The following is an 18312-nucleotide window of genomic DNA, read 5'->3' as shown; positions in this document are numbered from 1 at the left end:
GCGACCCGCTCGGCCTGCGCGGTGCAACAAAGCACCCATTACACCATGTTGGCGCGCCGACTTCCGCCCCCCTCTTCCCTACCTCGCCCTACGGGTTAGCCCCAACTGCCTTTGTAAATTATTTTCATAATAATCGTGCATCGTCGATTTGACGGTAATTTTTTTCACAGAGACCGGGTCATGGAAAACACTGCCGACATCGCTCCGAATGCCGGGATCGCGCTGGATGCCGACGGCAAAGGGCTGGGCGCGTTTCCCGGCGGCTGGCCGGCAGACCAGGTGGGCGAGCTGGGTTGGAACCTGCTGCGTGAAGACGTCAGCCTGCCGGTGGCGGTGCTGTACGAAGCCCGCATGAACCACAACCTGCAATGGATGCAGCAGTTCATGCAGGAATACCGGGTCAAGCTGGCGCCGCACGGCAAAACCACCATGAGTCCCGCGCTTTTCCAGCGCCAGATCCAAGGCGGCGCGTGGGGCATCACCCTGGCCACGGCGCCACAGGTGCGCGCGGCGTATCGCCACGGGATACGCACGGTGCTGATGGCGAACCAGTTGGTGGGGCGGGCGAACATGGCGATGATCGCCGAGCTGCTGCGCGACCCTGAGTTCAGTTTTTTTTGCCTGCTCGACTCGGCCGCCAACGCAGCCCAGTTGGGTGATTTTTTCTCCCGGCAGGGCCTGCGCCTGCCGGTGCTGATAGAACTCGGCGTGCCCGGCGGCCGCACCGGTGTTCGCGATGAATCGCAACTGCAGGCGCTGTTGGCTGAAATCGAACGTTGGCCGCAGGCCCTGGCGCTGTGCGGCATCGAAATCTACGAAGGCGTGCTGCAAGAAGAGGACGCGATCCGGGCCTTCCTGCAGCGCGCGACCCGCACGCTGAGCGCCCTGGCCGCACACGGCCGGTTGCGCAAAGACGGCCCTGCCATGCTGTCGGGCGCGGGTTCCGCCTGGTTCGACGTGGTTGCCGAAGAGTTCTCGGGCCTGGATATCGGCATGCCGCTGGACATCATCTTGCGGCCGGGCTGTTATCTGTCGCACGACGTAGGCATTTATCGCACGGCGGCCGAACGCATTGCCGCGCACAACCCGGTCGCGCGCCGTCTGGCGCCCGGCCTGCTGCCCGCTCTGCAGGTCTGGGCCTATGTCCAGTCGGTGCCTGAGCCCGGACGTGCCATCGTGGCCATGGGCAAGCGCGACGCGGCCTTCGACGCGGGCTTGCCGGTGCCTGCGGTGCATTACCGCCCGGGCGGCGCGGCTCCGTTGCCTGTCCCGCCGACTTGGCGGCTGACCGCCATGATGGACCAGCATGCGTTCCTCGAAGTCGCGCACGGCGAGGACATCCGGGTCGGCGACATGATTGCATTCGACATTTCCCATCCCTGCCTGACTTTCGACAAATGGCGGCAGGTACTCCTGATCGATGAGCAGTACCAGATCACTGGCGTGGCGCCGACCTGCTTCTGACGCCACCGCATGTTGTTGACCCCACTGGAGACAGACCCATGAAACTCTGTACCTTCCGGCAACGCGCCGGCTTGAGCGGTGTGCTTGCGGCCGGCGTCATCGGCCTGGCCACGCTGACGCTGCCGGCGACGGCCGCCACGCCAACCAAGGGCGGCACCATCACGGTAGCGACGATCGGCGAGCCGCCCACGCTGGACCCTATGGCCAGCACGGCCGACCTGGTCGGGATACTGACGCAGCACATCTTCGAAACGCTATATACCTTCGATGCAAAGTGGAGCCCCACGCCGCTGCTTGCGGCCAAGCTGCCGCAGATCAGCGACGACGGCCTGACCTACACCATCGCGCTTCGCCAGGGCATCAACTTTCATGACGGCTCGGCCATGGATTCGGCCGACGTCGTGGCGTCGCTCAAGCGCTGGACGGAAACGGCATCGCGCGGCAAGCAGGCCGCCAAGCTCATCAGCGCCATCGAAGCAACCGACGCCCACACGGTGCGCATCGTGCTGAAAGAACCCTACGCGCCGCTGACCGCCCTGCTGGCCATGAACAACAGCGCGGCAGTCGTCATGCCGCAGGAAAAGCTGGCCACGCCCCTTAAAGAGTTCATCGGCACGGGGCCCTACCAGCTCAAGGCCCGCGTGCCCGACCAGTACATCCAGCTCGCCCGCTACGATGGCTATCAACCCCTGGACGGAGAGCCCGATGGCTACGGCGGCGCGCGCAAGCAATATCTGGACGAGATCCGTTTCGCCCCCGTCAGCAATGCCAATACACGCGTAGAAGGCGCCGCGGCGGGGCAATACGACTATGTGGATGCCCTGTCCGTGGAGTCGATCGGCAAGTTGAAGAACGGCCGCTCGGATCCGGTATTGCTCAAGCCCTTCGGCTGGCCGCGCCTGGTGTTGAATACCCGCCAGGGCATCATGTCGAGCCTGCCCGCGCGCCAGGCCGTGCAACGCGCCCTGAACGAAGAAGACATGCTGTACGCGGCCTTTGGCAACAAAGACTTCTACAGCCTGAACGGCGACCTGTATCCGCAGGGCTTTCCCTGGGCCACGAGCCTGGGCGGCAAGGTCTACAACCAGGGCGATGCGGCAGGCGCGAAGAAGCTGCTGGACGAGGCAAATGTGCAGGACCGTACCATCCGCATCCTGACCAGCCAGCAATACGAGTTCCATTACAAAATGGCGCTGGTGGCGGCGGAGTACCTCAAGGCAGCCGGCTTCAAGGTCGACATGCAAGTCGTTGACTGGGCCACGCTGACGCAACGCCGCCAGGATCCCGCCTTGTGGGACATCTTCATCACCCACAGCCCGTTCCTGCCCGAGCCGGCGCTGATCGATTTCCCGTCCAAGGACGCGCCCGGCTGGTGGGACACGCCGCGCCGCGCCCAGGTGCTCGATGCCTTCAACCAGGCGCGCACGCAGGAAGAACGGATCAGGCTGTGGGCCGACGTGCAGCAGGCGGTGTTTGACGAAGTGCCGTTCATCAAAGTGGGCGACTTCAATTCGCTGGCCGCGAAATCGCCCTCGCTGCAGGGCGTGCAGCCGGCGCCGTGGCCGTACTTCTGGAACGCCTGGAAGGCAGCCAAATAATGCACGCGCAACACTGAGGACGGCACCGTGCTGCGCTATCTGTTGAACCGGCTGGTGGGCCTGGTGGCGGTGATGTTCATCGTGGTCACCATCGCATTCGTGATCCTGCGGCTGACGCCCGGCGACCCGGCGGCCGTGATGCTGGGCCCGCAGGCAAGCCAGCAGGACATCGACACCCTGCGTGCGCGCCTGGGGCTGGACCAGCCGCTGGCGCTGCAGTACGTCACCTGGCTGGGCCAGCTGGCCCGGGGCGACCTGGGCCAATCCATATTCCTGGACCAGCCCGTGATCTCTGCCCTGGCCGACCGCGCCGAGCCCACGTTCCTGCTGACCCTGATGTCCCTGGCCCTGGCCAGCGCCATTGCCGTGCCAGTGGGCATCCTGTCGGCAGTAAAGCGCGGCACCCGGCTGGATCAGTCGGTGTTGAGCTTTTCCATGTTCACCTCCAGCGTGCCCAGCTTCTGGCTGGGGCTGCTGCTGATGCAATTGTTCTCGGTAAAACTGGGCTGGCTGCCGGTGGCGGGCTATGGCGGCCCGGACGCCAGCCTTGCGACGCGCCTGTCGCATCTGGTGCTGCCGGCGGTGGTGCTGGGGCTGGTGAATTCCGCGCTGATCACGCGTTTCATCCGCGCCAGCATGCTCGACGTGCTGCGCGACGACTATGTGCGCACGGCCCGCGCGAAGGGGTTGCCGGAATTCAAGGTGATACTCAAGCACGCGGTGCGCAACGCGCTGATTCCCATCCTGACGGTGCTGGGCCTGACCACGGCACTGCTCGTCAGCGGGGCCGTGGTCACCGAAACCGTGTTCGGGCTGCCCGGCGTGGGCAACCTGGTGGTTTCGGCGGTGCTGCGCCGCGACTACCCGGTGATCCAGGGCGCATTGCTGGTCATCGCCGCGATCTACGTGTTGATCAACTTGTTTATCGATCTGCTGTATCTGCTGGTCGACCCCAGGGTGAAGTACTGACATGGGCATGGCAATCCCTACTCCGGCCGGCGGCGAGCGCTGGCAACTGTTGCGCCTGATGGCGGCGCGCAAGACGGTACTGGTCAGCCTGATTGTGCTGGTCGTGCTCGTGGGCGCTGCGTTGCTGGCGCCTTGGATCAGCCCTTTCGACCCTTACAAGCTTTCCATCATGAACCGCCTGCAGGCGCCGGGCGCGGCGCACTGGTTCGGCACCGACGACTTCGGCCGCGATGTCTTCAGCCGCGTCATATACGGTGGCCGGCTGTCGTTGCTGGTGGGGTTTCTCGTCGTGCTGCTGGCCAGCGTGCTGGGAATCGCCCTGGGCCTGACCGCGGGTTTCTTCCGCGGCGCCGACAAGGTGGTGTCGCGGCTGATTGACGCGATGATGGCGTTTCCCGACATCCTGCTGGCCATTGCGCTGGTGGCGGCGCTGGGACCTTCTCTGCTGAACGTCGTGATCGCGCTGGGCATCGTGTATGCGCCGCGGCTGGCGCGCATCGTGCGCGCGTCCACGCTGGTCATCCGCGAACTGCCATTCGTCGAAGCGGCGCGTGCGCTGGGCGTGCCGACGTGGCGCATCGTCACCGTGCACGTGCTGCGCAACCTGATGTCGCCCCTGCTGGTGCAGGGCACCTTTATTTTTGCGTACGCGATTCTTGCCGAGGCCGGCCTGTCGTTCCTGGGCGTGGGCGTATCGCCCGACATTCCCACCTGGGGCACCATGATCAACGCCGGTCAGCAATACATGGGCACCGCCGACTGGATCATGGTGTTTCCCGGCATAGCCATCGTGCTGTCCGTGCTGTCGCTGCAACTGGTGGGCGACGGCCTGCGCGACGTGCTCGATCCGCGCCTGCGCAACGAACTGTAGGCGGCGAAAACCATGGAACAACTCATGACTACGCCGGCCCCGGCCGCCGCGCCTGACCGGCAACAAGACATCATCCTGTCGGTCGATGGCCTGAAAACCTGGTTCCACAGCCGCGAGGGCATCGCCCGCTCGGTAGACGGCGTCACCTTCGACCTGGCGCGCGGCGAAACGCTGGCGCTGGTCGGCGAATCGGGTTCTGGAAAATCGGTCACCAGCCTGTCGATCATGGGGCTGCTGCCCAAGCCGGCCGGCCGCATACAGGCTGGCAGCATCCGGTTCCGCGACCGCCGCGGCCAGGTGCACGACCTCACCCAGGCATCGCCGGCCACGCTGCGCCGCATCCGCGGGGCCGAGATCGCGATGATCTTCCAGGAACCGATGACCAGCCTGAATCCGCTGTACACGGTGGGCGACCAGATCGCCGAAGCCGTGCTGCAGCACGAGGGCGGTACGCGGGCGGCCGCGACGGCTCGCGCGCGCGACATGCTCGAGCGCGTCGAAATACCGGCCGCCGCGCGCCGCGTGAACGACTACCCCCACCAGATGTCGGGCGGCATGCGCCAGCGTGTCATGATCGCGCTGGCGCTGGCGTGCAACCCGTCGGTGCTGATTGCCGACGAGCCCACTACCGCACTGGACGTCACAGTACAGGCGCAGATCCTGGACTTGTTGCGCCGCCTTCAGGCGGAATCGGGCATGAGCATTCTGTTCGTGACGCACAATCTGGGGGTGGTCGCCGAAATCGCGCACCGGGTGGCCGTCATGTATGCCGGCCGGGTCGTAGAGGACGCCGGGGTGCACGACCTCTTTGACCAGCCCTCGCACCCCTACACGCGCGGACTGCTGTCGTGCATACCCACGGCCGCCCTGCTCGCCTCGCGACAACGGCTGCAGCCCATTCCCGGCAACGTGCCCAGCGTGCTGGCCCTGCCGCCCGGCTGCACCTTCGCGCCCCGCTGCGCGCTGGCCGATGCCGCCTGCACGCAGGCTGTGCCCGAGCTGGCGCCGGTGCGGGCGGCGCACCTGGCACGCTGTATCAAGGTAACGCCTCAATGATGAAGCCGATATCCGCAGACCCCCTCGTACGCGTGCAGGGCCTGACCGTGCACTTTCCCACCGGCCCCGCACGTCGCGGACAGGTGGTGCGCGCCGTCGAAGACGTCAGTTTCGATGTGCCCCGCCGCTCGATTGTGGGGCTGGTGGGCGAGTCGGGCTCGGGCAAAACCACTACGGGCCGCGCCCTGCTGCGGCTGTTTCCCCCCACTTCGGGCAAGGTCGTCTTTGACGGTACCGACCTGACCCGGCTGGAAGAATCACGCATGCTGCCCTGGCGCCGCCGCATGCAGATCGTGTTCCAGGACCCTTATGCCAGCCTGAACCCGCGCATGACGGTGGGCGAGATCCTGGGCGAAGCTCTGGATACTCACGGCCTGGCGCGCAATCGGCGCACCGAGCGCATCGGCGAGCTGCTGGAGCGGGTGGGCCTGCATCCCGACCAGAGGCGCCGCTACCCGCACGAGTTCTCGGGCGGACAGCGCCAGCGCATCGGCATCGCGCGCGCGCTGGCCGTGGAGCCCGAATTTATCGTGGCGGACGAACCGGTGTCGGCGCTGGACGTGTCGGTGCAGGCGCAGGTGCTGAACCTGCTGCAGGACTTGCAGCGCGACCTGGGCCTGACCATGCTGTTCGTCGCGCACGACCTGGCCGTGGTGGACTACCTGTGCGATGAAGTGGTGGTCCTGTACCTGGGCCGCGTGATGGAACGCGGCCCCACGCGCCGCGTATACGATAATCCGCGCCACCCGTATACGCGCGCGCTGTTGTCGGCGGCGCCCGTGCCCGACCCGCGCGCCCCGCGCTCGCGGATTCTGCTCAAGGGCGAAATTCCCAGCCCGGTGGACCCGCCCTCGGGGTGCGTGTTCCGCACACGCTGCCCGCATGCGGCCGCCATCTGCGCCGATGCCGCGCCCGTCGCCCGCGACCTGGGTGACGGTCATTACGCCGCCTGTACCCGCCTGGACGAGATTCTTCCATGACAGCTTCTTCCCCTGCCGGCAAACGCAATACCGCCCTGCCCACGCCACGCGACATCGTCTACCAGGTACGCAGCCGGCGCGACGCACTGAGCGCCACCGAACGCAAAGTGGCCGACGCCATTCTGGACGACATTGCCGCCGCAGCAGCCGCTACCGTAGACCAGCTGGCCGCCAAGGCGGGCGTCAGCATCGCGACCATCTCGCGCTTTGCCCGGTCGGTGGGGTGCGACGACACCCGCGACCTCAAGCTGAAACTGGCGCAGGCCAGCGCGGTCGGCGAACGCTTTCTTGATCCGTCGACCCCCGAAGAAAGCACTTTCTACGCACGCCTGTACGCGGACATCGAGACCACGCTGCGCGAACACCTGCCGCTGTTTTCCGAGGCCCTGTTCGAACAGGCCGCAGGCATCGTGCGCGACGCGCGCATGACGTACGTATTCGGCATGGGCGGCGCCTCGGCGGTGCTGGCCCAGGAAATGCAGTCGCGGCTGGTGCGGCTGGGCTACGCCGTGGCGGCCTACAGCGATGCCGTGCTGCTGCGCATGGTGGCAGCCACGCTGGATGAACGCGACGTGGTGGTGGTGCTGTCGACATCGGGCCTCACGCCCGAGATCCTGGCGGCCGCGCGCATCGTCAAACAGTACGGGGCGCAGCTGCTCGCGCTGACCGATCCCACTTCGCCGCTGGCCGAGCTGGCCGACGTATCGGTGCCCATCCGCACCGCCGAAACGGACTTCATCTACAAGCCCTCATCGTCTCGCTACGCCATGCTGCTGGCGATCGACATCCTGGCGACCGAACTGGCCCTGGCGCGCCAGGAAGCCACGCAGGAACGGCTGCGCCGCATCAAGCTGGCGCTGGATGCATACCGTGGAGGCCCCAACCGCCTGCCGCTGGGAGACTGACACATGTACGACACCTTGATCCGCGGTGCGTGCGTGCTCGACGGCAGCGGCGCGGAAGGCTTCGTGGCCGACGTCGCGGTGGCCGACGGGCGCATCGCCGCCCTGGGCGACCTGGGCGAGGCCCGCGCGCGCGAGCACATCGACGGCGCCGGCCTGGCGCTGGCGCCGGGCTTCATCGACGTGCATACGCACGACGACACGAATGTGATCCGCACGCCAGACATGCTGCCCAAGCTGTCGCAAGGCGTCACCACGGTGATAGTGGGAAACTGCGGCATCAGCGCCGCGCCCGTGACGCTGCGTGGCGACCCGCCCGACCCCATGAACCTGCTGGGCGGCCGACGCGACTTCACGTATCCCTCATTCGCCGCCTATACCCGTGCGGTGGACGCCGCGCGGCCCACGGTGAACGTGGCGGCGCTGGTGGGCCATACGGCCCTGCGCAGCAACCACATGGACAGGCTTGACCGCCGCGCCACAGACGCCGAGATCCGGGCCATGCGCGCGCAGCTGCGCGACGCGCTGCAACATGGCGCCCTGGGCCTGAGCACCGGGCTGGCCTATGCATCGGCCCATCATGCGGATACATCCGAAGTGCAGGCGCTGGCAGAGGAACTCGACGCGTTCGGCGCCCTGTACACCACCCACTTGCGATCCGAATTCGCCGAGATCCTGCAGGCCATGCAGGAAGCCTACGACATCGCCGGGCATGCGCGCGTGCCCCTGATCGTTTCGCACCTGAAGTGCGCCGGCGCGGGCAACTGGGGCCGCAGCCACGAGGTGCTCGACAGCCTGGACACCGCCGGACGCTACTTGCCCGTGGGCTGCGACTGCTATCCCTATTCCGCCAGCTCGTCCACCCTGGACCTGAAGCAGGTCACCAGCGACTTCGATATCGACATCACCTGGTCGCAGCCGCATCCCGAGATGGCCGGCCGCAAGCTCGCGGCTATCGCCGAGCAATGGGATGTGTCGCTGCTGGAGGCCGCGCGCCGGCTGCAGCCGGCAGGAGCCGTCTATCACGGCATGCGCGAAGACGACGTGCGCCGCATCCTGGCGCATCGCCTGACGATGGTGGGTTCCGATGGCCTGCCCAACGACCCCCTGCCGCATCCGCGCCTGTGGGGCGCGTTCCCGCGCGTGCTGGGCCACTACAGCCGCGAACTGGGCCTGTTTCCGCTGGCCCAGGCGGTGCACAAGATGACTGGCCTGTCCGCGGCCCGTTTCGGGCTGCGCGAACGCGGGCTGCTGCGGCGCGGACACTATGCGGACCTGGTGCTGTTCGACCCGGCCAGCATCGCCGACCGCGCGACCTATGCCGAGCCCAGGCAGCCCGCGGCCGGCATCGTTGCCGTGTGGGTCAACGGGGCGCTTTCGTACCATGACGGCGGTCTTACCGGCGCGCGCGCAGGCCGCTGGCTGCCGCGCGGCGGCGACCTGCGCGACGGCTTCAACGCATTTTCCTAGTCTTGCCCATTCAGGAGCGCTACATGAATTCAAGCCCTACCGCCGACGCGAACGGCATCATCCGCTATGGCGCCGCGGGCGGCACCGGCCAGGGCGGCCAGCACATGCCATTTTCGCGAGCCGTGCAGGCTGACGGCTGGCTATACGTGTCGGGCCAGGTGCCCATGCGGGACGGAGAAGTCGTAGAAGGCGGCATAGTCACGCAATCCCGCGTGGCCATCGAAAATGTGCTGGCCATCCTGCGCGAGGCAGGCTACGGGCCGGAGCACGTGGTTCGCTGTGGCGTCTGGCTAGACGACCCCCGCGATTTCGCCGCATTCAATAAGGTGTTCCTGGAGGTCTTCGGCGCCCATCCGCCGGCGCGGGCCTGCGTGGAATCGCGGCTGGTGATCGACGCCAGAGTAGAGGTCGACTGCGTGGCGTACAAGAAGCCCTAGCCCTGCACGGCCGGTGCAGGGCCGCGCCGCCGGAATGCTTATGGCAGCGGCTGGCCGGCAAACCAGCGCGACAGCAGGCCGTTGACCACGGCCGCGCCTTCGTACTGCACCCAGTGGCCCGCATCGGGCACGACACGCCATTCACGCCCCGCCCCCTGCGCGGCGATGGCGGGCGCCACCTGGCGCGCCCGGGCAGTGACGTCTTGTTCGCCCCAGATCAGCAGCACGGGGCCGGCGTACTGGCGCAGCGCCCGCACCATGCCGTCGCCCTGCGAAGCCGTGCGGCTGCGAAAGCGCGTGGCCAGGCAGCTGATTTCGTGCACATCCAGGGCGAGCTCGTCGGGGTCGTGCCGATACAACATCAATTCGTTGAGGTTGTGGCGCAGGATGTCGCGCCGCTGCGTGGCCGAGCCTGCCGAGCGCCACTGGCGCAGGTCCAGCGTGCGCGGACGCGGCGTGCCATGGCCACCCGAGCCCATCAAGGCCAGCCGCGTCACGCGAGGACGCTGCGCAGCCAGGCGCGCCGCGACCAGGCCGCCAAAAGAAAAGCCGGCCAGGCCGATGGGTGTGTCGGGCCCGACGGCATGGTCCAGCGATGTACGCAGCGCGTCCAGCAAGGGCGCCAGATCGTCGTCACCATCGGCGGGCGGAACATCGGCCGAATTCAGGTAGCCCGGCATGTTGGGCACCCACACCGTGTAGCGCCGCGCCAGCGCCTCGATGTTGCGTATCCAGTGCAGCCAGCTTCCATGGCCGCCGTGCAGCAGCACCAGCGGTTCGCCGCTGCCCAGCCGCTGCCACCGCACCATGCCGTGCGGGCCGGGAACATCCAGGGACTCTACCCGTGCGCCAAGCCGCAGAATTTCCGGGTGCGCGGCCGAAACCGCCCCGGGCGTGCCCGCCACGCGGGCTGGTGCGTCACATCTTGACGACATCGACGCCGGCCGGCGGGGTGAAACCGAACTCGCCAGCGGGCAGCGCAGGGTTGGCCTGGATATTGGAAAGCTCGACGCGCGTGGTCTGGCCGAAGGCATCGAGCAGCTCGACACGCGCCGGCAAGTTGCCGCGCATGCCGATGTCCACCTGCGCAAAGCCGGCGTCGGCGTTGCGGGGCTTGGCACGCAGCCATTCCATGCCATCGCGGGCCGGCAATGCGCTGACTTCGAACGCCTGTTCCAGTTCGCCCGAGCCGAACAGGATGGCGGCCGGAGAGGTGCCGATTGCCTGGTCGACCTTGCGTACGGTTACCTGGGCCAGATCGGGGTCGTATTGGTACACCTGCTGCCCGTCCGACACCACCAGCTGTTCATAAGGCTGGCTGACCGCCCACTTGAACTTGCCGGGGCGCTGGAAGGCGAAGGTGCCGCTTTGCGGCCGTTGCGGGTTGCCCTGCGGCCCTGTGGTGGACTGCGTGAAGCTGCCCGTGGCGGTTTTGATTTCGGCCACGAAGGCCTTGAGCTGGGTGCGCGCGTCGGCCGCCATGGCGGCAAGGGGGCAAAGCAGCAGCAACGTGGCCGTGGCGGCCAGGCGGCGTAGACCGGGCATCAGGCTTCCTCTTTGGACGGCACCAGGATTTCGCGGTTGCCGTTGGATTGCATAGGCGACACCATACCCGATTGTTCCATTTGTTCGAGTAACCGGGCCGCACGGTTGTAACCGATCCGCAAGTGGCGCTGCACCAGTGATATCGACGCGCGGCGGTGCTTCAGCACGACTTCGCATGCCTGGTCGTACATGGGATCGCTTTCGGAATCGGTGAATCCGGTAACGCTGCCCACGCCGTCGCCCGTTTCGCCTTCGACCGCACCTTCGAGCAGGCCCTCGACATAGTTGGGTTCGCCCTGCGTTTTCAGGTGCTCGACCACCCGGTGCACTTCGTCATCGGACACGAACGCGCCGTGCACGCGCACCGGCAGGCCGGTGCCCGGCGGCATGTACAGCATGTCGCCCTGGCCCAGCAGGGTTTCCGCGCCCATCTGGTCGAGGATGGTGCGCGAATCGACCTTGGACGACACCTGGAACGCGATGCGCGTGGGGATGTTCGCCTTGATCAGGCCCGTAATGACATCGACGCTGGGCCGCTGGGTGGCAAGAATAAGATGAATGCCGGCTGCGCGCGCTTTCTGCGCCAGGCGGGCGATGAGTTCTTCGATCTTCTTGCCCACCACCATCATCAGGTCGGCAAGTTCGTCGATCACCACCACGATAGTGGGCAGCGTCGTAAGCGGCTCGGGCTGGTCGGGCGTCAGCGAGAAGGGGTTGGGTATGGGCTCTTCACGCTTGATGGCATCGCGTATCTTGGCGTTGTAGCCAGCCAGGTTCCGCACCCCCATCTTGCTCATCAGGCGGTAGCGCTTTTCCATTTCGCCCACGCACCAGTTCAGCGCGTTCGCGGCCTGCCGCATGTCGGTGACCACCGGCGAAAGCAGGTGCGGAATGCCTTCGTAGACGCTCATTTCGAGCATCTTGGGGTCGATGAGGATCAGGCGCGTGTCGGTGGCGCTGGCCTTGTACAGCAGCGACAGGATCATCGCGTTGATGCCCACCGACTTGCCCGAGCCCGTGGTGCCCGCCACCAGCAGGTGGGGCATCTTGGCCAGGTCGGCCACCACCGGATTGCCGGCGATGTCCTTGCCCAGCGCCATGGTCACCGTCGAATGGCTGGCGTGATAGGTTTGCGAACCCAGGATTTCAGACAGCTTCACCATCTGGCGGCGCGGGTTCGGCAGTTCCAGGCCCATGAGGTTCTTGCCCGGAATGGTTTCCACGACGCGGATACTCACCAGGCTCAGGGCGCGCGCCAGGTCTTTGGCCAGGTTGACGATCTGGCTGCCCTTCACGCCGGTGGCCGGCTCGATTTCATAGCGCGTGATCACCGGCCCCGCCTGGGCGGCCACGACCGTGACATTGACGCCGAAGTCGGCCAGTTTCTTTTCGATCAGACGGGACGTGAATTCGATAGTCTCGGCAGAGACGGTTTCCTGGTTGGTTGCGGCAGGATCGAGCAGGCTGACGGCGGGCAAGTCGCCTTCGCCGGCCGGCGGCGCGAACAGGGTCTGCTGCTTTTCTTTTTCGACTCGGTCGGAACGCGGCACGACGGTGATGGCAGGTTCGATGCGCACCGGCTGTTCGTGGGTCAGCTTTTCGTGCTTGGCCTCGACCTGTTCGGTACGCACGGCCTTGGCGACTTCGCCCACTTTGCGGTCCTGGCGGGCCGCGTACGAATCGCGCGCACGCCGCACCAGGTTTTCGATCCAGCCGCCCACGCGTTCGGCCACCTGCAGCCACGAGAACGAGAAGAACAGGCTCAGGCCCACCGCCAGCATGACCAGCAGCGCCAGCGTGCCGCCGGTAAAGCCCACGCCTTCGGACAGGGCGCCGGCCAGCATCTGGCCGATGACGCCGCCCGCGCCGCTGGCGCCGTCGGTACCGCCGGGCAGGTGCATTCCCCAGCTGTACAGGCGCAATGCCTCGATGCCCAACGACCCCACCAGCACCAGGAAGAAACCGATGCCTTCTTCCCAGTGCACACGCGGCAGCACCTCGGGCTGGCGCGCATCGGACGTGCGCAGGTGGCTGGCCAGGCGCCGATAGCCCGCACGTACCCGGTGCAGCAGCAGCACGACCCACCACCAGGCGGAATATCCGAACAAATACAGAAGAATATCGGACAGGTACGCGCCCAGGGTACCCCCGCGGTTATGCACCACGCCGCCGGGTACGGAGTGCGACCACCCAGGGTCGGCGGGCGACCACGTGGCCAGCACCAGCGTCAACCACGCAGCCAGTGCGGCGAACAGAATCCAGCGCGCTTCACGCAGCAGCGCCGAAATGCGAGTCTGCAGGGGCGAAGGGCCGTTTCGGGTGTTGCGCGAGGCGCGCGGAGAGGCAGTTGAAATACGCGGCATGCGGCTCATTATAATTGGGCATCCACCTAAAGATACTTACCTATGTCCACGCCCAAACACGCTAAAGTCCTGATACTCGGGTCCGGCCCCGCCGGTTACACGGCCGCCGTCTATGCCGCGCGCGCCAATCTGGCCCCCGTACTTGTTACAGGCCTGGCCCAGGGCGGCCAGCTCATGACCACCACCGATGTCGATAACTGGCCGGCCGATGCCGCGGGCGTGCAGGGCCCCGACCTCATGCAGCGCTTCCAGCAGCACGCAGAGCGCTTCAATACCGAGATCATTTTCGACCACATCGCCAAAGTGGACTTGTCCAAGCGTCCGTTCACGCTGACGGGCGATACCGGCAACATCTACACCTGCGATTCGCTCATCATCGCCACGGGCGCTTCGGCCAAGTACCTGGGCCTGCCTTCTGAAGAAGCCTTCATGGGGCGCGGCGTGTCCGGCTGCGCCACCTGCGACGGGTTCTTCTACCGCAACCAGGATGTCGTCGTGGTAGGCGGAGGCAATACGGCGGTCGAAGAGGCGCTCTACCTGTCCAACATCTGCCGCAAGGTCACGCTGATCCATCGCCGCGACAAGTTCCGCGCCGAGCCCATCCTGGTCGACAAGCTGATGGACAAGGTTGCCAACGGCAACATGGAGCTCAAACTGTTCCACACCCTGGAAGAAGTGCTGGGCGACGACAGCGGCGTCACCGGCGTGCGCCTGCGCCATACCGAAACCGGGGCCACGCAAGAGCTCGCGGCCACCGGCGCATTCATCGCCATCGGCCACCAGCCCAACACCGGCATCTTCGAAGGCCAGCTCGAGATGAAGGACGGCTACATCATCACCAAGAGCGGCCTGTCCGGCATGGCAACCATGACCTCCGTGCCTGGCGTCTTCGCCGCCGGCGACGTACAGGATCACGTCTATCGCCAGGCCATCACCAGCGCCGGTACGGGCTGCATGGCCGCGTTGGACGCTCAACGGTGGCTGGAGAATGCGCAGTAAAAAGATCGGCCTGGCCGACCTCAAGCATCTGCGCAAAGAAATACGCCAGTCACAAACGCAGGCGCGCGCGGCAGTATCCGCCGCGCCCGTGGCCGAACCCGCCGACGATGGCGAGGCCTTGCGCCGCGCACTACGGTCGGTCACGCCGCTCAAACCATCGGGCCGCCGCACGGCGGCGCCCGCCGCCCCGGCCCCGTCCGGCACTGCCATCGCCTTGCGACGCGCCGCCGCGGTGGGCGAATCCGCAGCGCGTGCCGATGCCGGGGTTTCCGACGGCGGCGACGTCGCCCACCTGCTTTCAGAAGGGGGCACGGCATATGTGCGCGCCGACGCCGCACCCGATACGGCGCGCAACCTGCGGCGCGGGCAATGGCCCGCCGGCGCCGAACTGGACTTGCACGGCCTGCGCGTAGCCCAGGCCCGCCATGCCGTGCTGGCCTTCCTGGACGAATGCCTGGAACACGGGATACGCTGTGTGCGCATCGTGCACGGCAAAGGCTATGGTTCGCAGGGCCTGGAGCCGGTGCTGAAAGACAAGGTGCGCACGTGGCTGGTACAGAAACCCGACGTCATGGCCTTTTCGCAGGCTCCCGAACGTGAAGGCGGCGCAGGCGCGCTGCTGGTGCTATTGCGTAACCACAGCGGGCGGCGCACATGAAATGGGTATATCTCGGGTCGGCCATCCTGGCCGAAGTCATCGCCACCAGCGCGCTGAAAAGCGCCGATGGCTTCACACGGCTATGGCCATCCGTCATCACCGTGGCGGGCTATGCCGTCGCGTTTTACTTCCTTGCCCTGACGCTGCGCGACATACCCGTAGGCGTAGCCTATGCCATCTGGTCAGGGGTAGGCATTGTGCTGATCTCCCTGGTGGGCGCGCTGTTTTTCAAACAACACCTGGACGCCCCGGCGCTGCTGGGCATGGGGCTGATCATCGCCGGCGTGGTGGTGATGAACCTGTTTTCGAAGTCCGTGGGGCACTGATCACTGCGCCGCGCGCGGCGGGCCTTCGGGCTCGCGCAGGTACTGCACCAGCATCGTGGTGGCCCGGTCGGGCGGCGGCGTCAGCAGCGACACGACGATAATCGTCAGGAACGCCACGGGCGCTCCGAATACACCGGCGGCGATCGGCTGTATGCCCCACCACAGCTCCACCGGCTGGCTGCGCTCTACCCCGAACACCCATTCGCGCATCCATGGGTGCGTGTGCGACATATAGGCAAAGGTGGCGGCCAAGCCCGCGAGCATGCCGAACGTGGCGCCCCACTTGTTGGCACGCCGCCAGAAAATGCCCATGACCAGGGCCGGAAAGAACGACGATGCGGCGAACGAAAATGCCGCCGACACCATGAACAGAATGTCCGCCGGCTTGCGCGCGGCCACCCAGGCCGCCGCGAAAGCCACCGCCAGCAGCAATATCTTGGACACCATCACCCGCCGCGCCGCCGTCATGCGAGGCGACACCAGGCGATACCACATGTCGTGCGACAGAGAATTTGACAGGGTCAGCAGCAGGCCGTCCGCGGTGGACAGCGCGGCGGCCAGCCCGCCGGCGGCCACCAGCCCGGACACCACGTAAGGCAGCCCCCCGATCTCGGGCATGGCCAGCACCACCACGTCGGCGCCCATGCTGATCTCGCCCAGCTGCACCGTTCCGTCGCGATTGACATCGAGCAGCTGCAGCAGGTTCACGTCCACAGCGCTCCAGGCATGCACCCAACTGGGCAAGGATGCGAACTCGATGCCCACCACTTGCGTAAAGACCTCGTACTTCACCAGCAATGCCAGTGCGGGCGCCATGAAGTACAGCAGCAGGATGAACAGCAACGACCAGAATACCGATCGACGCGCCTCGACCACCGACGGCGTGGTGTATGACCGCATCAGAATGTGCGGCATGCCGGCGGTGCCGAGCATCAGGCACAACACCAGGGCCAGGAAATTGACGCGCATATCGGCGCGCTCTTTCGGGTCCTTGGCCGGATAGGGCTCGGCGTGCGGCACCGGCGGCGACCCGCGCGCTTCGTACACCGCGCGCGCCTGCGACCAGACGGCGCGCGCCTCTTCGACACTGGCCGGGTAGGTCTCGAGCTCGCGCTCCAGCGTGCGGATCTCGACCATGGGCGCGTCGGCGGCCGTCAGCGCGCCCAGCTGGCTGCGCAGGCGGTCTCGCTCCTGTGTCCACGAATCCGGCAGCGCCTGCAGGCGCTGAGTCATCTGGTCGGCGCGCGCCTGCCACAGCTGGCGGACTTGAAGCTCGGCCACATCCCTGCCCAGCTCGTCTTCCCGTTCGGTCACCTGCTGCAGCACTGTGCCGGCAGACAATTGCGGCAGCGGCATGCCTGTGTGCTTGACCGAGAGCCACACGACCGGCACCAGGTAAGCCACCACCAGGATGATGTACTGCCCCACCTGCGTCCAGGTCACGGCCCGCATGCCGCCCAGGAACGAACACACCAGCATGCCGCCCAAGGCGACAAAAATGCCCAGCTCGAACGATATGCCGGTCATGCGGGTGGTGATGATGCCCACGCCGTAGATCTGGGCCACCAGGTACGTAAACGAGCAGAGCACTGCGCAGGCCACGCCCGCCAGGCGCGCCAGATTGCCGCCGTAGCGCGCGCCCATGAAGTCGGGAATGGTGTACTGGCCGAATTTGCGCAGGTAAGGGGCAAGCAGAAGCGCCACCAACACGTAGCCGCCCGTCCATCCCATGATGTACGCCAGGCCGCCGTAGCCGGTAAGGTATAGCGTACCTGCCACGCCAATGAACGACGCCACCGACATCCAGTCGGCGGCCGTGGCCATGCCGTTATAGACGGCCGGCACGCGCCGCCCCGCAACGTAGTATTCGACCTGATCGGAGGTGCGGCACAGAATGCCGATCCCGGCATACAGGCTCACCGTCACCAGCAAAAATGCATAGCCTATCCAGTTGCGCGCCATGCCCGCGACTTCGGCAAGCGCCAGCAGCACGATCAACAGGACGAAACCGGCGGTGTACAGCACATAGATGCGCCGCAGGCGGATGTCGAATTGCCGGGGGTTGTCGCCGGTAAAGGGCATCAGCCGCTCCGCCCCGCGTCGTCTTCAGGCGGCCGCTCGTCGGCGCGGTTCATCACGCGCGCATAGATGCCGATCAGCACCAGGTACAGGAGCGGCGCGCCGTAGGCCGCCATCCAGAATGAAAACGGCCAGCCGATGAAGTCGAACGACAGTTCGCGGGCAAAGTACGCCGGCAGAAACGTCAATGCGGCCCAGCACGCACCCAGAATGGCGATCAGGATCAGGTTGCGCCGCCAGTAGCGGCGCGCGGCGATGGGGGTCGGGGCGCGGTTATCCGGCATGGGTCAGTATCCGGCTACGCACCGCTCTGGAAAGCCTGTGTGCACAAAAGCGGGCCCTGTAAGCGACAACGGCCGGCACGAAATGGTGCCAGCCGTTGTGCATTTTGCTTTTATAAGTACTGCTCGTTTTTTATACCGGTGCCGCCGGCCGCCCTTGCAGGGCTGTTTGTCTCCTCACCTGCATGGAAGAGGATTCTGCACCAGGAACGGGATTGCCACACTAGGGGAATGCCCTAAGACAGCGCGTGCCGGCCGATTATGCACCATATTGGTGCAACATTGTCCGCGGACCTATGGCCGGCTCGCCTACC

At 66.3% G+C, this 18312-nt stretch carries 17 protein-coding genes; 12 read left to right on the top strand and 5 right to left on the bottom strand.

The annotated features are described in order from the left end of the window. The first annotated feature begins 180 nt into the window (after nucleotides 1-180). Genes CAL19_RS03910 through CAL19_RS03870 form a run of 9 tightly spaced genes read left to right on the top strand, consistent with a single transcriptional unit; the run spans nucleotide 181 to nucleotide 9747 of the window. Nucleotides 181-1464 carry an amino acid deaminase gene (locus tag CAL19_RS03910; protein WP_094796074.1) on the top strand — a complete coding sequence of 428 codons (1284 nt, stop codon included), beginning with the start codon at nucleotides 181-183 and terminating at the stop codon, nucleotides 1462-1464. 38 nt (nucleotides 1465-1502) lie between these two features. Continuing rightward, nucleotides 1503-3062: an ABC transporter substrate-binding protein gene (locus CAL19_RS03905; protein WP_026638421.1), complete on the top strand. Its 1560-nt coding sequence runs from the start codon at nucleotides 1503-1505 to the stop codon at nucleotides 3060-3062. Between the two features lie 27 nt (nucleotides 3063-3089). Then, complete coding sequence (locus tag CAL19_RS03900) at nucleotides 3090-4031, top strand: ABC transporter permease (protein ID WP_094796073.1); 942 nt, start codon at nucleotides 3090-3092, stop codon at nucleotides 4029-4031. A gap of 7 nt (nucleotides 4032-4038) precedes the next feature. Next, complete coding sequence (locus CAL19_RS03895; RefSeq protein WP_026638423.1) at nucleotides 4039-4902, top strand: ABC transporter permease; 864 nt, start codon at nucleotides 4039-4041, stop codon at nucleotides 4900-4902. Between the two features lie 24 nt (nucleotides 4903-4926). Further along, on the top strand, nucleotides 4927-5958 hold the full coding sequence (locus tag CAL19_RS03890; protein ID WP_094796392.1) for an ABC transporter ATP-binding protein: 1032 nt from the start codon (nucleotides 4927-4929) through the stop codon (nucleotides 5956-5958). Further along, nucleotides 5955-6938, top strand: a complete 984-nt coding sequence (locus CAL19_RS03885; protein WP_026638425.1) for an ABC transporter ATP-binding protein — start codon at nucleotides 5955-5957, stop codon at nucleotides 6936-6938. The genes CAL19_RS03890 and CAL19_RS03885 overlap by 4 nt, the downstream gene beginning before the upstream one ends. Then, nucleotides 6935-7843 (top strand): MurR/RpiR family transcriptional regulator, encoded by a 909-nt coding sequence (locus CAL19_RS03880; protein ID WP_051423631.1) that lies wholly within the window; start codon nucleotides 6935-6937, stop codon nucleotides 7841-7843. The genes CAL19_RS03885 and CAL19_RS03880 overlap by 4 nt, the downstream gene beginning before the upstream one ends. 3 nt (nucleotides 7844-7846) lie before the next feature. Continuing rightward, the gene (locus CAL19_RS03875; protein WP_026638427.1) at nucleotides 7847-9310 is read left to right on the top strand and encodes an N-acyl-D-amino-acid deacylase family protein; all 1464 of its coding nucleotides are present in this window, start codon (nucleotides 7847-7849) and stop codon (nucleotides 9308-9310) included. Nucleotides 9311-9333: 23 nt separating this feature from the next. Beyond that, complete coding sequence (locus CAL19_RS03870; RefSeq protein WP_026638428.1) at nucleotides 9334-9747, top strand: RidA family protein; 414 nt, start codon at nucleotides 9334-9336, stop codon at nucleotides 9745-9747. Between the two features lie 38 nt (nucleotides 9748-9785). Here the strand turns inward: CAL19_RS03870 and CAL19_RS03865 are convergent, their stop codons facing one another. From CAL19_RS03865 to CAL19_RS03855, 3 genes are read right to left on the bottom strand one after another with little or no spacing between them, the layout of a single operon-like run. Then, complete coding sequence (locus CAL19_RS03865) at nucleotides 9786-10682, bottom strand: alpha/beta fold hydrolase (protein WP_094796072.1); 897 nt, start codon at nucleotides 10680-10682, stop codon at nucleotides 9786-9788. Continuing rightward, a complete protein-coding gene (gene lolA, locus CAL19_RS03860) occupies nucleotides 10666-11292 on the bottom strand; it encodes an outer membrane lipoprotein chaperone LolA (RefSeq protein WP_026638430.1) in 627 nt (208 codons plus the stop codon). Before lolA ends, CAL19_RS03865 begins: the two co-directional genes overlap by 17 nt. Continuing rightward, nucleotides 11292-13655: a DNA translocase FtsK gene (locus CAL19_RS03855; RefSeq protein WP_026638431.1), complete on the bottom strand. Its 2364-nt coding sequence runs from the start codon at nucleotides 13653-13655 to the stop codon at nucleotides 11292-11294. Before CAL19_RS03855 ends, lolA begins: the two co-directional genes overlap by 1 nt. A 42-nt stretch (nucleotides 13656-13697) precedes the next feature. Here CAL19_RS03855 and trxB point away from each other — a divergent pair, with 42 nt between their 5' ends. The 3 genes from trxB to CAL19_RS03840 are packed head-to-tail and all read left to right on the top strand — an operon-like array spanning nucleotide 13698 to nucleotide 15638. Beyond that, complete coding sequence (gene trxB, locus CAL19_RS03850) at nucleotides 13698-14654, top strand: thioredoxin-disulfide reductase (RefSeq protein ID WP_094796071.1); 957 nt, start codon at nucleotides 13698-13700, stop codon at nucleotides 14652-14654. Beyond that, nucleotides 14644-15312 carry a Smr/MutS family protein gene (locus CAL19_RS03845; RefSeq protein WP_094796070.1) on the top strand — a complete coding sequence of 223 codons (669 nt, stop codon included), beginning with the start codon at nucleotides 14644-14646 and terminating at the stop codon, nucleotides 15310-15312. Before trxB ends, CAL19_RS03845 begins: the two co-directional genes overlap by 11 nt. Then, nucleotides 15309-15638 carry an SMR family transporter gene (locus tag CAL19_RS03840; RefSeq protein WP_026638434.1) on the top strand — a complete coding sequence of 110 codons (330 nt, stop codon included), beginning with the start codon at nucleotides 15309-15311 and terminating at the stop codon, nucleotides 15636-15638. The genes CAL19_RS03845 and CAL19_RS03840 overlap by 4 nt, the downstream gene beginning before the upstream one ends. Here CAL19_RS03840 and CAL19_RS03835 read toward each other — a convergent pair whose 3' ends face one another. Next, nucleotides 15639-17720: a sodium:solute symporter family protein gene (locus tag CAL19_RS03835; protein ID WP_094796069.1), complete on the bottom strand. Its 2082-nt coding sequence runs from the start codon at nucleotides 17718-17720 to the stop codon at nucleotides 15639-15641. Then, nucleotides 17720-18001, bottom strand: coding sequence for a DUF4212 domain-containing protein (locus CAL19_RS03830; RefSeq protein ID WP_026638436.1), 282 nt, complete (start codon nucleotides 17999-18001; stop codon nucleotides 17720-17722). The genes CAL19_RS03835 and CAL19_RS03830 overlap by 1 nt, the downstream gene beginning before the upstream one ends. Nucleotides 18002-18312 lie beyond the last annotated feature (311 nt).

The sequence above is a fragment of the Bordetella genomosp. 7 genome (assembly GCF_002261265.1).
GTDB lineage: Bacteria > Pseudomonadota > Gammaproteobacteria > Burkholderiales > Burkholderiaceae_B > Bordetella_A.
Note: the sequence above shows the minus strand (reverse complement) of the source record. Positions and strands in the feature narration are given on the sequence as shown.